The following is a 15165-nucleotide window of genomic DNA, read 5'->3' on the forward strand; positions in this document are numbered from 1 at the left end:
GGAATTGCGTTCTGAATCGGGATTCAGATGTATGCTTGCCAAGCCACACGCCGTGTGCTGACAATCGAGTGGGAACAGGATCCGCCATGAAGAGCGGACACAAGAAAATGGGGTAATCGTGCCGGAACAACCGGGTAGAAATGCAATTGAAGTTCGTGGCGTCCGCAAGGTATTCGGTACCGGGGAGTCACAGGTCGCCGCTCTCGACACGGTCTCGGTGTCGATCCGCGAAAATGAGTTCTTCACGCTGCTTGGTCCGTCCGGCTGCGGAAAGACGACGCTTCTGCGGCTGATCGCCGGCTTCGACTTTCCGAGCGCCGGCGAGATCCTGCTGCATGGCCAGGACATCGCACCGCTGCCGCCGTTCAAGCGGCCGGTCAACACCGTGTTCCAGAACTATGCGCTGTTCCCGCATATGACGGTGGCCGAGAACATCGGCTTCGGCCTCGAAATGCTTGGCAAGCCCAAGACCCAAGTGAAGGCGCGGGTCGCCGAGATGCTGAAGCTAGTCAAGATGGAGGCGCTCAGCAACCGCCGCACCAGCCAGATTTCCGGCGGCCAGCAACAGCGCGTGGCACTGGCGCGGGCACTGGCGCCGCAGCCGAAAGTGCTGTTGCTCGACGAGCCGCTGTCGGCGCTCGACTTCAAGCTGCGCAAGGAGATGCAGATCGAGCTGAAGCGGCTGCAGCACGAGACCGGCATCACCTTCATCTTCGTCACCCACGACCAGGAAGAAGCGCTGACCATGTCGGACCGCATCGCGGTGATGTCGTCGGGCAAGATATTGCAGGTCGGCTCGCCCTGGGACATCTACGACAAGCCGGCGGAGCGCTTCGTCGCCGACTTCATCGGCGAAACCAATTTCCTGACCGCAGCCATATCAGGCATGGGCAACGGCAAGGCACGCGCAACGCTGAAGTCCGGCGTGACGATCGAGGCAACCGTGGCTGAGGGCTTCCAGCCGAAGGATATCGCCACCGTGGTGGTCAGACCGGAGCATGCCAAGCTGACCAGCGACAAGGGCGACCTGTCGGGAACGGTCGAGAACATCGTCTATTTCGGGACCGACACGCATATTCATGTTCGTCTGGACAGCAGCGAGGCCTTCACCGTGCGCCAGCAGAACACGCGCAGCGCCGGCTGCGGTTTCGAGCTGGGAGACAAAGTCGGCATTTCGATCGGCAACGACGCCGCACAAATACTGAGGGACTGATGGCGAGCGCGGAAGAAGTCGCGAAGGAAGCCGAACGCCGCGAAATCCGCGATCGCTGGCTGCTGTCGGCGCCGGCGCTGATCATCATCTTTCTCGCCGCGACCGGACCGCTGCTGATCGTCGTGATCTATTCGTTCCTGACGCCGGGGCCCTATGGCGGCGTGGTGTGGAAATTCTCCACGGACGGTTGGCAGTCGGTGCTGATGCAGCGCGACATCTTCGACGACACGCTGGCCTTCGCCGACGCGCATCTGTCGATCTTCTGGCGTTCGATAAGCCTGTCGTTCTACACCACCGTGCTGACGTTGTTCTTCGGCTTCCCCACAGCCTATTTCATCGCCACGCGACCGCCGAAGACACGCGAGGTCTGGGTTTTCCTCGTCACCATTCCGTTCTGGACGAATCTCCTGATCCGCACCTTCGCCATGCAGCAGGTGATCCGCAACGAAGGGCTGGTCAACACGGCGCTGATGGCGCTCGGCATCATCAAGCAACCGCTGCAGATCATGAACACTGACGCCGCCATCTTGCTCGGCATGATCTATATCTACCTGCCTCTGATGGTGCTGCCGATCTACGCCTCGATAGAGAAGCTCGACTTCCGGCTGGTCGAGGCCGGATATGACCTCTACGCCGGTCGCTGGCAGGTTCTGCGCCGCATCATCTTCCCGTTGATCAAGCCCGGCGTCATAGCCGGCTCGATACTGGTCTTCATTCCCTCGCTTGGCGCTTATGTCATTCCGCGGGTGCTGGGCGGCGGCAAGAACATGATGCTCGGCAACCTGATCGAACTGCAGTTCGGCGCGGGCCGTAACTGGCCGCTTGGCGCGGCCATCTCAATTACGCTCATGGTGCTGGTGATGATCGCGCTCCTGTTCTACGTGCGCAACGCATCTAGGTCGGAGGGCGCCCATGGCTAAGCGTCCCTTCGACATCCAGGCGCAACCCGGCTTCGGGTTCATGGCGCTTCTGACCTTCTTCGCGCTCTATCTGCCGATCGCGGCGCTCGTCACCTATTCGTTCAACGCAGCGGATTCGCTTTCGCGCTGGGATGGCGTCTCACTGCGCTGGTTTATTTCGGCCTGGCACAATTCGGCCGTGCAGGACGCCTCCGTCCGCTCGCTCGTTCTGGCGGTCTCGGCCGCCGCGCTGTCGACGATCGCCGCCACCATGGCTGCGCTGGCCACGACCCGCACGCGGCCCTATCCCGGCCTTACCTTCAAATACGCCTTCATCAACCAGCCGCTGATGGTGCCGGAGATAGTCACCGGCGTCGCGCTCCTGATCGTGTTCTCGCGCATCAAGGTCTGGACCGGTTACTCAGGACTCGGTTACCTGATCGCCGCGCACACCGCCTTCTGCATCCCGTTCGCTTACCTGCCGATCCGGGCGCGGCTGGAGAGCATGGACCTGACGCTGGAGCGCGCAGCCGCTGACCTATACGCCACGCCCTGGAAAGCCTTCCGTTTCGTGACGCTGCCGCTCTTGAGGCCGGCCATCATCGCGGGCTTCATGCTCGCCTTCGTCATTTCGCTCGACGATGTGGTCATCACCGAATTCGTCAAGTCCGGCGGCCAGGATACGCTGCCTACCTACATGCTCGGCCAGTTGCGGCGCGAAACGAGCCCGGAAATCAATGCGATCGCCACCGTATTCCTGGCGCTGTCGGTGGTGCTCGTAACCGCGTTCTACTTCGTCAATCGGCGCAAGCCATGACCAACGATTGCCAAACGGGAGAATAGCAATGAAATGGAAGACCACGGCTGCCACGGCGGTATTCGCAATGTTTGCCTTTGCGGGCAGCGCGTATGCGGAAGGCGAACTCAACATCTTTAATTGGGGCGACTACACCAGCCCCGAGATGATCAAGAAGTTCGAGGATACCTATAAGGTCAAGGTGACGATCACCGACTACGACTCCAACGACACCGCGCTAGCAAAGGTACGCGCCGGTGGTCATGGCTTCGACATTGTGGTGCCGTCGGCCAACTACGTGCCGATCTGGGTGAAGGAAGGGCTTCTGCTTGAGGCCCGGCCCGACCAGATGGAGAACTTCAAGAATGTCGACGAGCGCTGGGCGAACGTTCCCTGGGATCCGGGCCGTCATTATACGGTTCCGTGGCAGTGGGGCCTGACCGGTATCGGCGTCAACACAAAGGTCTATGACGGCGACATCAACACCTCGGCCATCTTCCTCGATCCGCCGAAGGAACTGGTTGGCAAGATCAATGTCGCGCCGGAAATGAACGACGTGCTGTTCGCCACCATCAAGTATCTGGGCGGCGACTGGTGCACGGACGACAAGGAACTGCTCAAGAAAGTGCGCGACAAGCTGGTGGAGGCCAAGCCGAAATGGCTGGCCATGGATTATAGCGTGACCGAGAAGCTACCGGCCGGCGACTATTCGGCCGTCTACTACTGGAACGGCGCCATCATGCGCTCGCGCATCAAAAACCCCGACATCAAGTTCGGCTACCCGAAGGAGGGCTTCCCCTTTTTCATGGACAGTGTTGCCATCCTCGAGGATGCCAAGAATGTCGACAACGCCAAGCTGTTCATGAACTTCATCATGGATCCCGAGAACGCCGCCATGATCTCCGCCTTCGCCAAATATGCCAATGGCATCAAGGGCTCGAAGGCATTCATGCCAGCCGACATGAAGGATGCGCCCGAACTGGTGGTACCACCAGAACTGGAGAAAGCGGGCGAGTTCCTCACCCCATGCTCGCCCGAGGTGCAGCAACTCTACACGCGCATCTGGACGGACGTTCAGAAATAGCGGCACTCCGCCTTCTTCCGCGCGAGCGGGAAGAAGGCGGGTCAAGGGCCGGACGAGGGGTAGCGCTGAATTCGCAGCGTTCGCGCCGCCCCTCACTTGGCCTGCTGGCACTGCCCTTCGCCATGGCGTCGGGCGTTCGTCACTCGAAAGGCCCATTCGGGGGCTTTTTCGTCCGCTGTGCAGACCGCTCCTCATCCAAGTGAACGGAAGAGCGGCATGCGGCGGCAGGGAAATTCTCATGCAGTCCTACCGCAATAGCGAACCGGCGCCGCCGATCATGCAGGGATCGCCGCCGTTGATGGTGCCGCCGAAGCTCGATTGGGACAGGGGACCCTGGAACCGCTGGGCGTTCCAGCACATCCGGGAATTTCTGCCGACCGTGGAAGTCTGGCGCGGCAATGGCCACCGCCGCCGGTTCGAGCGAGCCGAGGCCGATCTCGATCAACTGCCGGTGAGCGACAGCACGGGTCAGCCGACGACGCTCGCCGGGTTGCTCGACGAGACCTACACGGACGGATTGCTCGTGCTCAAGGACGGCAAGGTCGCCTATGAGCGCTATTTCAACGGCATGACCGACCGCACGCTGCATTTGTCGCAGTCGATGGCGAAGTCCGTCACCGCTTCGGTGTTCGGCATATTGGTCGGGCGCGGCCTGATCGATCCGGCCTTGCCGGTGACGGCCTATCTGCCTGAGCTTGCCGCCACCGGCTGGGCGGGCGCCAGCGTGCAGCATGTGCTGGACATGACAAGCGGGGTTCGGTTTTCCGAGGAATACACCGACCCTTATTCCGATATTGGCCAGGTCGATGTCGCCAGCGGCTGGAAACCGGTGCCGCCGGGCAGCGATCCGGCCTTCGCGTGGCCGTCGCATATGTTCGAATTGATCCTGGGGCTCAAGGAGACAAGCCGGCCGCATGGTGCCGCGTTCGAATACCGTTCGATCGAGACCGACGTGCTCGCCTTCATCATGAAGCGGGTCACCGGCACGCGACTGGCGCAACTGGTTTCGGAAGAACTCTGGCAAAAGCTCGGAGCGGATGAAAGTGCCTGCTTCACCGTCGACAGCGCCGGCTACGCCGTCGCCGATGGCGGCTTCAACGCCACGCTGCGCGACTATGGCCGTTTCGGCCAGCTGATCCTCGACAATGGCGGCGGCGTGGTGCCGGCCGGCTGGATCGAAGCGACGCGTAACGGCAGGCATGGAGCGGATTTTAATCCCAGCCTGCCGGAAGGCAGCTACCGCAACCAGTTCTGGATCGAAGATCCGCGTTCGCGCGCGCTGATGTGCCGGGGCGTGTTCGGGCAGCTGATCCATATCGACTGGGACACAAGAACGGTCGTGGTGAAGCTTTCGAGCTACCCGGATTTCACCAACATCGCCTATTCGGTGGCGACGCTGAAAGCCGTGCACGCCATCGCCGCCGCACTGGCCTGAATTTCAAAAAAGATCGGAAGGAAACGCCATGGCCGGCAAGACCGCGTTCGAGACCAGATACGGCTTTGCCCGCAACCAGGTGCTGCTCGGCAACTGGCGCGAAAGCCCGTTCAGCCGGTGGTCGTTTCAGAACGTCGGAGAATTGGTGCCGAGCGCACGCGTGGCCGCAGCGCCAGTCAGCGGTGAGGCGCCAGCGCGGGCTCTTGACGGGCTGCTCGGCGAGAGAGTCACTCTGGCTGGCGGCCCAGAGACCGTTGAGGCCCTTCTCACACGTTCCGATACCGACGGGCTGACGATCATGAAGGGCGGCAAGCTCGTTGGCGACTGGTTCGCTCCGCATATGGATTTCGGCGCCCGCCATATCGTTTTCTCGATCAGCAAGTCGTTGACCGCCATTTTGGCCGGCATATTGGAGGGCGAGGGCGGTTTCGATCCCGAAGCTCCGATAACCCGCTATCTGCCGGAAGCCGCCGGCTCTGCCTATGGCGATGCCAGCGTGCGGCATGTGCTCGACATGGCCGTCAGCCTCGACTTCGAAGAAGCCTATCTCGACCCGGAAAGCGCCTTTGCCCGCTATCGCCGCGCGACCCTGTGGAACCCAGGCGGCGGCAGCGAAAGCCTGGCCGACTTCATCCTGACCCTGCAACGTCTGGCCGAGCCGCATGGCCAGACCTTCAGTTATCGTTCGCCCAATTCCGACCTGCTCGGCATCCTGCTCGAGCGCGCGTCCGGCCAGCGCTTCGCCGATCTGATGCGCGAGAAACTGTGGCTGCCGCTCGGGGCGGCCAGCGAAGCCTCGGTGACAGTCGACATGGCAGGCACAGCACGCGCGGCCGGCGGCATTTCGGTAACGCCGCGCGATCTGGCGCGCGTCGGCGAGATGATGCGGCAAGGCGGCATGGCCGACGGCCGCCGCATCGTGCCGGAAGCCTGGGTGCGCGACACGACCGGCACAGGCGGAGACACCGAGGCCTGGCAACGCGGCACGATGGCATTCCTCTTTCCGCAAGGCCGCTACCGCAACAAATGGTACCAGACGGGCGCGGCAAGCGGCGCCTTCTGCGGCATCGGCATCCACGGCCAGTGGCTCTACGTCAATCCGAAGGCGGAGGTCGTCATCGCGAAGATGTCGTCGCAGCCGGAGCCAGTCGACGAGCCGCTCGATGTCGATATGGTCGCTTTCTTCGAGGCCCTGAGCCGGATGGTCTGATCCACCCGGGCAGCCACAGCGCGGCAGCTTTCCTGTGGACCTATCGGGTGATCGAAAACGCCGCGGTTGGCGGGGCGCCGCTCTGCGCCTATGGTCGCCGCTCTTTCGACAGGCAGCAGGAACGACATGGCATCCGACATCAAGCGCATCGCAGCAATCATAGCAGCCGAGATCGCTGCCCGGCCCGAACAGGCCGCGGCTGCGATCGGGCTGCTGGACGAAGGCGCGACGGTGCCGTTCGTGGCGCGCTACCGCAAGGAGGTCACCGGCGGCCTGGACGACACGCAGCTGCGCATGCTGGCCGAGCGGCTCGCCTATCTGCGCGAACTCGACGCGCGCCGCGACACCATCCTTGGTTCGATCCGTGAGCAGGGCAAGCTGACCGAAGAGCTTGAGACCAAGATCGCCGAGGCTGCCACCAAGGCGGAACTCGAAGACATCTATCTCCCCTATAAGCCGAAGCGCCGGACCAAGGCCGAGATCGCCCGCGAGCGCGGGTTGGGATCGCTGGCGGAGGCCATTCTCGCCGATCGGGCGGCAGTGCCCGGCGAATTGGCGCTGGCCTATGTCGGCGAGGAGATTGCCGACGCCAAGGCGGCGCTGGAAGGCGCGCGCGACATCCTGTCCGAACAGTTCGCCGAGAATGCCGACCTGGTCGGCAAGCTGCGGACCTACATGAAGGAACGCGCCTTCATGCGCTCACGCGTCGTCGACGGCAAGCAGGAGGCCGGCGCGAAATTCTCCGACTATTTCGACCATGTCGAGCGCTGGGCCAATGTGCCGAGCCATCGCGCCCTGGCGATGCTGCGCGGCCGCAACGAGGAGGTGCTGTCGCTCGACATCGAGGTCGATGGCGACGATGCCTCTCCGGTGAAGCCGGTCGAACGGATGATCGCCGACGCCTACGCCATCGGCCGCCAGTTGCCGGGCGACCGCTGGCTGATGGAGGTGGCGGGCTGGACCTGGCGGATAAAATTGTCGCTGCATCTGACGCTCGATTTGATGCGGGATTTGCGCGAGCGGGCCGAGGAGGAGGCCATCCACGTCTTCGCACGCAATCTGAAGGATTTGCTGCTCGCAGCCCCCGCCGGCTCGCGCGCCACGATGGGGCTCGACCCAGGCATCCGCACTGGCGTCAAGGTGGCGGTGGTGGACGGCACCGGCAAGCTGTTGGCGACGACGACGGTCTATCCGTTTCCGCCGAGGAACGACGTGCGCGGCACGCAAGCCGAACTGGCGAAGCTCATCCGCCTCCACAAGGTCGAGCTCATTTCCATCGGCAACGGCACCGGCAGTCGCGAGACCGAAAGGCTGGTCGCCGACATGCTGTCCGACATGCCTGCCGAGTCCGGGCCGAAGCCGCTCAAGGTTATCGTCAGCGAGGCGGGCGCTTCGGTCTATTCCGCCTCGGCAACGGCGGCGGCTGAATTTCCCAGCCTCGACGTGTCGCTGCGCGGCGCGGTGTCGATCGCGCGACGGCTGCAGGATCCGCTCGCCGAACTGGTCAAGATCGAGCCGAAGTCGATCGGCGTCGGCCAGTATCAGCACGATGTCGACCAGTACCGGCTCGGCCGCTCGCTGGAAGCGGTGGTCGAGGACGCGGTCAATGCCGTCGGCGTCGACCTCAACACCGCCTCGGCGCCGCTGTTGGCACGGGTGTCAGGTCTTGGCGCATCGTTGGCCGAGGCTGTTGTCGCGCATCGTGATGCGGCCGGCCCCTTCGCTAGCCGCCGCGACCTGTTGAAGGTGGCGCGGCTCGGACCCCGCGCGTTCGAGCAATGCGCCGGGTTCCTGCGCATTGCCAACGGCACCGAACCGCTCGATGCCTCGGCCGTGCATCCGGAAGCCTATGGCGTGGCGAAGAAGATCGTCGCCGCCTGCGGGCGCGACGTCCGCTCGCTGATGGGCGACAGCGCTGCTCTCAAAGCCCTCGATCCGCGTGTCTTCGTCGACGAGCGGTTCGGCCTGCCGACGGTGCGCGATATCCTGGCGGAACTGGAGAAGCCCGGCCGCGATCCGCGTCCGGGCTTCAAGACCGCGACCTTCGCCGACGGCGTCGACGACATCAAGGATTTGAAACCTGGGATGCTCCTGGAAGGCACCGTCACCAATGTCGCGGCGTTCGGCGCCTTCGTCGATATCGGCGTGCATCAGGACGGACTGGTGCATGTCTCGCAACTGGCCGATCGTTTCGTCAAGGACGCGCATGAGGTGGTGAAAGCCGGCGACGTGGTGAAGGTGCGTGTCGTCGAGGTCGACATCAAGCGCAAGCGCATCGGCCTGTCGATGCGCAAGGATGGGGGCGGCGGCGCTTCGAAGCCGGGTGACAATGGCGGCAGATCAGTGCCGCGCGCGCCGGCACCACAGCGTCAGCCGGAGCGGCCGGCGCAACAGGGCGCATTCGGCGCCGCATTGGCCGATGCGTTGAAGCGGAAATAGCTGTTAAATCGGTCAAAGAAAAACCGCCAAATCGGCAGGGGATTGTCCTGTGCTGTCGAAGTCGGCGCCGCCGTTCATCTGCCTGCCGGCACCTTCTCCCCGTATAGTGACGGGGAGGGCTGGCCGCCAACCTCGGCGCTATTTGTGCAACGCCGAGATTGGCGAAATCCTTTGCGAAGGCGCCTTTCTCCTCGTCCCTATACGGGGAGAAAAGCCCGGCAGGGCAATGAGGGGCGGCGCCTACCTGATGCGATTTGCCTGAGGCAGCATATTTGTTCTTGCTTTGTGCCGGCAGGTATGTTAATGATTTAAATAGGGTGCAAATGTGCGCCACCGACCCGCCCAAGAGGCGGGTTTTGTGTTTGAAGGTCATTGGTTCAAGCTGTGAAGTGAAAACATTTTAAGCGCGACTGAGCAGCCAGTCGCGAAAGCTGGCGACCGGCGGATGGCCGCGCTTGTCGTGCGGCACGACGAGATAATAGGCGCTGCGGCTCTGCATTGGCCGGCCAGGCGCCGGCACGAGTTGGCCGCGCTGCAATTCGCCTGATATGAGGATCTGCGGCAGAAGCGCCACGCCCAGCCCGGCCATGCAGGCCTGGGCGGCGGTGCCGAATTGCTCGAACTGCATGCCCGGCCCGGTCGGCGCGCTCAAACCCTGATGCTCGAACCACTCGGTCCATGCGCCGGGCCGCGTTGCCATGTGCAGCAGTGGCAGGCGACCGATATCGGCGGGCGTGGCAATGGCGCGGCCGGTCAGAAACTCGGGCGACACGACAGGCGCCACCTCTTCGCGGACCAGCAGCGTCGAGTCGGCATCCGGCCAGTCGGGCAGGCCGAAATGGATGGCGGCGTCGAGCCTTTCGCGGGCGAAGTCGAAGCGGCCGATGCGGGTGACGAAGTTGATGGTGATGTCGGGGTTGTTTTCGACGAAATCCGGGATGAGCGGCATCAGCCAGCGAGTGCCGAAGGTCGGCAGGATCGCTAGGTTCAAGATGCCACTATGCCGATTGCTCATCAATCCGAGGGCTGCGTCGCGCAATTGACCCAGGGCGGCGCGCACCGCTTCGGCATAGGTCTCACCTGCCGCCGACAGCCTGACATTGCGGCTGTCGCGTTCGAACAGCCGGCGGCCGAACTGGTCCTCCAGTAGCCTAATCTGCCGGCTGACGGCGCCCTGGGTCAAATCGAGTTCCTGCGCGGCGGCGGTAAAGCTGCCCAGCCGGGCCACCGCCTCGAAGGCGGCAAGGGCGCTGATACCGGGTAAAAGGCGGCGCTGAACATTCATGATCCATTACTAACGCTCATTGATCGGCGAAGCAATTTCGTTTGATTTTTTCGAGCTGGAAGCCGATAAGCCCGGCACCTCAAGATTTTGTTGTGGAGACCGAGAGCCATGGCCGCCGACAAGAACACATTCGTCTGGGAAGATCCGTTCCTGATCGAGGACCAGCTTTCGGAAGACGAGCGGATGGTGCGCGATGGTGCGGCGGCATTCGCTGCCGACAAGCTCGCTCCCAGGATCGAGGAAGCCTATCTCGAGGAGAAGACCGATGCCGGGATCTTTCGCGAGATGGGTGAGGCCGGGCTGCTCGGCATTACCATTCCCGAAGAATATGGCGGGCTCGGCGCCAACTATGTCACCTACGGATTGGTGGCGCGCGAAGTCGAGCGCATCGACTCGGGCTATCGGTCGATGATGAGCGTGCAGTCGTCGCTGGTGATGTATCCGATTCACGCCTATGGCTCTGAGGCGCAGCGCAAGAAATATCTTCCAAAGCTCGCCAGCGGCGAGTGGATCGGCTGCTTCGGCCTGACCGAGCCGGATGCCGGTTCCGACCCGGGCGGCATGAAGACGCGCGCCGAAAAGACCGCGGACGGCTACAGGATCTCCGGCTCGAAGATGTGGATTTCCAATGCGCCGATCGCCGACGTCTTCGTCGTCTGGGCGAAATCGGCCGCGCATGACAACCAGATTCGCGGCTTCGTGCTGGAAAAAGGCATGAAGGGGCTGTCGGCGCCGAAGATCGGCGGCAAGCTGTCGCTTCGCGCATCCATCACAGGCGAAGTGGTGATGGAAGGCGTCGAGGTCGGCGAAGACGCGCTGCTGCCCAACGTCTCGGGTCTCAAAGGGCCGTTCGGCTGCCTCAACCGGGCGCGCTACGGCATTTCCTGGGGCGCAATGGGCGCGGCGGAGGATTGCTGGCACCGGGCCCGCCAGTATGGCCTCGACCGCAAGCAGTTCGGCAAGCCGCTGGCCGGCACGCAGCTTTTCCAGAAGAAGCTCGCCGACATGCAGACCGAGATCGCGCTTGGCCTGCAGGGCAGCCTGCGCGTCGGGCGGCTGATGGATGAAGGCAAGATGGCGCCGGAGATGATCTCGATCGTCAAGCGCAACAATTGCGGCAAGGCGCTCGACATTGCCCGCCAGGCGCGCGACATGCATGGCGGCAACGGCATCCAGATCGGCTACCATGTCATGCGCCACGCGCAGAACCTGGAGACGGTCAATACCTATGAGGGCACGCATGACGTGCATGCGTTGATCCTCGGGCGTGCGCAGACCGGGTTGCAGGCCTTCTTCTAAACGCCGTCGGATCGTTTGGCGCTGCTTAAATTAGGTGCACCGCAACATCTCTGCTTGGAGAATGGCCAGCATTTGTGTCAGGGTTCGGCGAATTCGTTTTGAAACGCCGACTTCCGGGGCACCATGGCAATTCTGGCCGCCGTCTACCACCTGACCCATTACAAATATGACCGGCCGGTCGTTCTCGGTCCGCAGGTCATCAGGCTGCAGCCGGCTCCGCATTCCCGCACCAAGGTGCTCAGCCATTCGCTGAAGGTCAAGCCGGCGAACCACTTCGTCAACCTGCAGCAGGATCCCTACGGCAACTTCCTTGCCCGCTTCGTGTTTCCGGAACCGGTGAGGGAACTGAAGATCGAGGTCGACCTCGTCGCCGACATGACGGTCTACAATCCGTTCGATTTCTTCGTCGAGCCGTCGGCCGAAATCTTTCCGTTCGAATACCCGGAAGAGATCAGCGACGATCTCGCCATCTACCGGACGCCGGAGCCGACCGGGCCGCTGCTGTCGGCGTTCCTGAAAACCATCGATCGTCACCCGATCAATACCGTCAATTTCCTGGTCGACCTCAATGCGCGGCTGCAGCGCGAGATCGCTTATATCGTGCGTATGGAAACCGGCGTCTTTTCGCCCGAGGAAACGCTGGCCGCCGGCAAGGGGTCCTGCCGGGATTCGAGCTGGCTGCTGGTGCAGATCCTGAGGAACCTCGGCATCGCCGCGCGTTTCGTTTCCGGCTACCTGATCCAGTTGAAGCCCGATCTCGTCGCGCTTGACGGACCGCCCGGCACGGCGATCGACTTCACCGACCTCCATGCCTGGTGCGAGGTCTATTTGCCGGGGGCCGGCTGGATCGGCTTCGACCCGACCTCCGGCCTGCTCACCGGCGAAAGCCATGTACCGCTGGCGGCCACGCCGCATTTCCGCAACGCCGCGCCTATTTCCGGCATGGCGAGCTTCGCCAATGTCGAGTTCGGCTTCGACATGCGGGTCGACCGCATCGCCGAGCACCCGCGCATCACCAAGCCGTTCTCGGATGAAAGCTGGCAAGCGCTCGATGCGCTCGGCAATCAGGTCGATGCCGTGCTCGAGGCAGGGGACGTGCGGCTGACCATGGGTGGCGAGCCGACCTTCGTGTCGATCGACGATTTCGAGGCGGAGGAGTGGAACACCGCCGCCGTCGGCCCGACCAAACGCGAAAAGGCCGATGCTTTGATCCGCCGGCTGCGTGAGCGTTTCGCGCCCGGCGGCTTCCTGCACTACGGGCAAGGCAAGTGGTATCCGGGCGAAAGCCTGCCGCGCTGGACCTTCTCGCTCTACTGGCGCACCGACGGCGAGCCGGTGTGGAGCGACCCATCGCTGATCGCACGGGAAAACAGCGAGGCAGATATCGGGCCGAAGCAGGCTGAAAGCCTGCTGACGACGATTGCCGATGAACTCGGCATCGACAAGACCATGGTCAGCGAAGCCTATGAGGATCCGGCCGAGTGGCTGCTCAAGGAAGGCAAGCTGCCGGACAATGTCGATCCGTCCAATTCGAAGCTGGAGGACCCCGAGGAGCGCAGCCGCATGGCGCGGGTGTTCGAGCGCGGCCTGACCAAGCCGTCGGGCTATGTCCTGCCTGTGCAGCGCTGGAACAGCCAGGCGTCGGGTCCGCGTTGGCGTTCGGAGAAATGGAAGACGCGGCGTGGCAGGCTGTTCCTGGTGCCGGGCGATTCACCGGTCGGCTACCGCCTGCCGCTCGGCACGCTTCCCTATGTGCCGCCGGCGCAGTTCCCTTACATCGTGCCGATCGATCCTTCCCTGCCGCGCGGGCCATTGCCGATGCGCGAGGCTATCGTGCCTGAGCCCGCTCCTTCGCCCGAGCGCACTTTGGCCGAATTGGAAGGCGCCGACGAAATGGCGCGTCGCCAGCAGGCGATGTCCTTCACCGCCACGACCGGCCAGCAGGACCGTGTGGAACAGGAGATCACCGAGATCGGCGGCGCGGTGCGCACCGCGCTGTCGGTCGAGCCGCGCGACGGACGGCTTTGTGTGTTCATGCCGCCGGTCGAGGCGCTGGAAGATTATCTCGAACTGGTCGCTTCGGCCGAGAACGCGGCAAAGGCCATCGGCCTGCCAGTGCATATCGAGGGTTACGGGCCGCCGCACGATCCGCGCCTCAACGTCATCCGTGTGGCTCCGGATCCCGGTGTCATCGAGGTGAACATCCATCCGGCTGCGAACTGGCAGGACTGCGTGGCGACGACCACGGCGATCTACGAAGAGGCGCGGCAGACGCGGCTTGGCGCCGACAAGTTCATGATCGACGGCCGCCATACCGGCACCGGCGGCGGCAACCATGTCGTCGTCGGCGGCGCGACACCCAACGACAGCCCGTTCCTGCGCCGCCCAGACCTTTTGAAGAGCCTGGTGCTGCAATGGCAGCGGCACCCGTCGCTGTCCTACCTGTTCTCGGGCCTGTTCATCGGCCCGACCAGCCAGGCGCCGCGTTTCGACGAGGCGCGCCACGATTCGCTCTACGAACTCGAGATCGCGATGGCGCAGGTGCCGCACCCGGACAAGGGTCAGGCCCCGCTGCCGTGGCTGGTCGACAGGCTGTTCCGCAATCTGTTGACCGATGTCACCGGCAACACGCATCGCTCGGAAATCTGCATCGACAAACTGTTTTCGCCCGACGGCCCGACCGGCCGGCTAGGGCTGGTCGAGTTCCGCGGATTCGAGATGCCGCCCAATGCGCGCATGAGCCTGGCGCAGCAATTGCTGGTGCGCGCCATCATCGCCCGCGCCTGGAACAATCCGCTCGATGGCCGCTTCGTGCGCTGGGGCACGTCGCTGCATGACCGTTTCATGCTGCCGCACCATGTCTGGGCTGACTTTCTCGACGTGCTGGACGACCTCAAGCTGAACGGCTTCGAGTTTCGCCCCGAATGGTTCGACGCGCAACTCGAATTCCGCTTTCCGTTCTGCGGCGAGGTCAGCCAAGCCGGCATCAAGCTGGAACTGCGGCAAGCGCTGGAGCCGTGGCATGTCATGGGCGAGCAGGGGGCGATCGGCGGCACCGTGCGCTTCGTCGATTCCTCGGTCGAGCGGCTGCAGGTGAAGACCGAAGGGCTCAACCCCGAGCGTCACGCTGTCGTCTGCAACGGTCGCATCGTGCCGATGAAGGTGACCGATACCAGAGAGATCGCGGTGGCGGGCGTCCGCTTCAAGGCCTGGCAGCCGGCCTCGGGCCTGCATCCCGCGCTGCCGGTCAACACGCCGCTGGTCTTCGACATCTACGATCGCTGGTCGGGCCGGGCGGTCGGCGGCTGCGTCTATCATGTCGCGCATCCCGGCGGGCGCAGCTACGACACCTTCCCGGTCAACGGCAACGAAGCGGAGGCGCGGCGGCTTGCCCGTTTCGAACCGCGTGGGCATACGCCGTCCGGTTACGTGCTGCGCAACGAAGAAGCCTCTGAGGATTTCCCGATGACCCTTGACCTGCGGCGGCCTGCAAGACTCTGATCAG

Annotated in this window: 10 protein-coding genes; 9 read left to right on the forward strand and 1 reads right to left on the reverse strand. The window is 63.5% G+C overall.

Going from position 1 to position 15165, the window contains the following annotated elements:
• Positions 1-118 precede the first annotated feature (118 nt).
• The 7 genes from AC0NID_RS11735 to AC0NID_RS11765 all read left to right on the forward strand — a co-directional run bounded on the left by AC0NID_RS11735 (position 119) and on the right by AC0NID_RS11765 (position 9076).
• Positions 119-1213, forward strand: coding sequence for an ABC transporter ATP-binding protein (locus AC0NID_RS11735; protein ID WP_473454734.1), 1095 nt, complete (start codon positions 119-121; stop codon positions 1211-1213).
• Entirely contained in the window at positions 1213-2133 is a 921-nt protein-coding gene (locus AC0NID_RS11740) for an ABC transporter permease (protein WP_473454733.1), read from the forward strand. The genes AC0NID_RS11735 and AC0NID_RS11740 overlap by 1 nt, the downstream gene beginning before the upstream one ends.
• Positions 2126-2929 (forward strand): ABC transporter permease, encoded by an 804-nt coding sequence (locus AC0NID_RS11745; RefSeq protein WP_473454732.1) that lies wholly within the window; start codon positions 2126-2128, stop codon positions 2927-2929. Before AC0NID_RS11740 ends, AC0NID_RS11745 begins: the two co-directional genes overlap by 8 nt.
• 28 nt (positions 2930-2957) lie before the next feature.
• On the forward strand, positions 2958-3992 hold the full coding sequence (locus AC0NID_RS11750; protein ID WP_473454731.1) for an ABC transporter substrate-binding protein: 1035 nt from the start codon (positions 2958-2960) through the stop codon (positions 3990-3992).
• A gap of 238 nt (positions 3993-4230) precedes the next feature.
• Positions 4231-5427, forward strand: coding sequence for a serine hydrolase domain-containing protein (locus AC0NID_RS11755; RefSeq protein ID WP_473454730.1), 1197 nt, complete (start codon positions 4231-4233; stop codon positions 5425-5427).
• Between the two features lie 28 nt (positions 5428-5455).
• Entirely contained in the window at positions 5456-6637 is a 1182-nt protein-coding gene (locus AC0NID_RS11760) for a serine hydrolase domain-containing protein (protein ID WP_473454729.1), read from the forward strand.
• A 126-nt stretch (positions 6638-6763) separates the two neighbouring features.
• Positions 6764-9076: a Tex family protein gene (locus tag AC0NID_RS11765; protein WP_473454728.1), complete on the forward strand. Its 2313-nt coding sequence runs from the start codon at positions 6764-6766 to the stop codon at positions 9074-9076.
• Between the two features lie 400 nt (positions 9077-9476).
• On the opposite strand, the gene AC0NID_RS11770 is transcribed toward AC0NID_RS11765, so the two are convergent.
• Positions 9477-10361 (reverse strand): LysR family transcriptional regulator, encoded by an 885-nt coding sequence (locus AC0NID_RS11770; protein ID WP_473454727.1) that lies wholly within the window; start codon positions 10359-10361, stop codon positions 9477-9479.
• A 108-nt stretch (positions 10362-10469) separates the two neighbouring features.
• Between AC0NID_RS11770 and AC0NID_RS11775 the strand changes: the two genes are divergently transcribed.
• Together AC0NID_RS11775 and AC0NID_RS11780 are read left to right on the forward strand one after the other, a co-directional pair.
• Entirely contained in the window at positions 10470-11660 is a 1191-nt protein-coding gene (locus tag AC0NID_RS11775) for an acyl-CoA dehydrogenase (protein ID WP_473454726.1), read from the forward strand.
• A 123-nt stretch (positions 11661-11783) separates the two neighbouring features.
• On the forward strand, positions 11784-15161 hold the full coding sequence (locus AC0NID_RS11780) for a transglutaminase family protein (protein WP_473454725.1): 3378 nt from the start codon (positions 11784-11786) through the stop codon (positions 15159-15161).
• Positions 15162-15165 lie beyond the last annotated feature (4 nt).

It is taken from the genome of Mesorhizobium sp. WSM4821 (genome assembly GCF_055901555.1).

Coding starts and splice junctions, on each gene's coding strand:
- AC0NID_RS11765 (WP_473454728.1), top strand. CDS start 6,764: ATGGCATCCGACATCAAGCGCATCGCAGCAATCATAGCAGCCGAGATC.
- AC0NID_RS11760 (WP_473454729.1), top strand. CDS start 5,456: ATGGCCGGCAAGACCGCGTTCGAGACCAGATACGGCTTTGCCCGCAAC.
- AC0NID_RS11750 (WP_473454731.1), top strand. CDS start 2,958: ATGAAATGGAAGACCACGGCTGCCACGGCGGTATTCGCAATGTTTGCC.
- AC0NID_RS11745 (WP_473454732.1), top strand. CDS start 2,126: ATGGCTAAGCGTCCCTTCGACATCCAGGCGCAACCCGGCTTCGGGTTC.
- AC0NID_RS11740 (WP_473454733.1), top strand. CDS start 1,213: ATGGCGAGCGCGGAAGAAGTCGCGAAGGAAGCCGAACGCCGCGAAATC.
- AC0NID_RS11775 (WP_473454726.1), top strand. CDS start 10,470: ATGGCCGCCGACAAGAACACATTCGTCTGGGAAGATCCGTTCCTGATC.
- AC0NID_RS11755 (WP_473454730.1), top strand. CDS start 4,231: ATGCAGTCCTACCGCAATAGCGAACCGGCGCCGCCGATCATGCAGGGA.
- AC0NID_RS11770 (WP_473454727.1), bottom strand. CDS start 10,361: ATGAATGTTCAGCGCCGCCTTTTACCCGGTATCAGCGCCCTTGCCGCC.
- AC0NID_RS11780 (WP_473454725.1), top strand. CDS start 11,784: ATGGCAATTCTGGCCGCCGTCTACCACCTGACCCATTACAAATATGAC.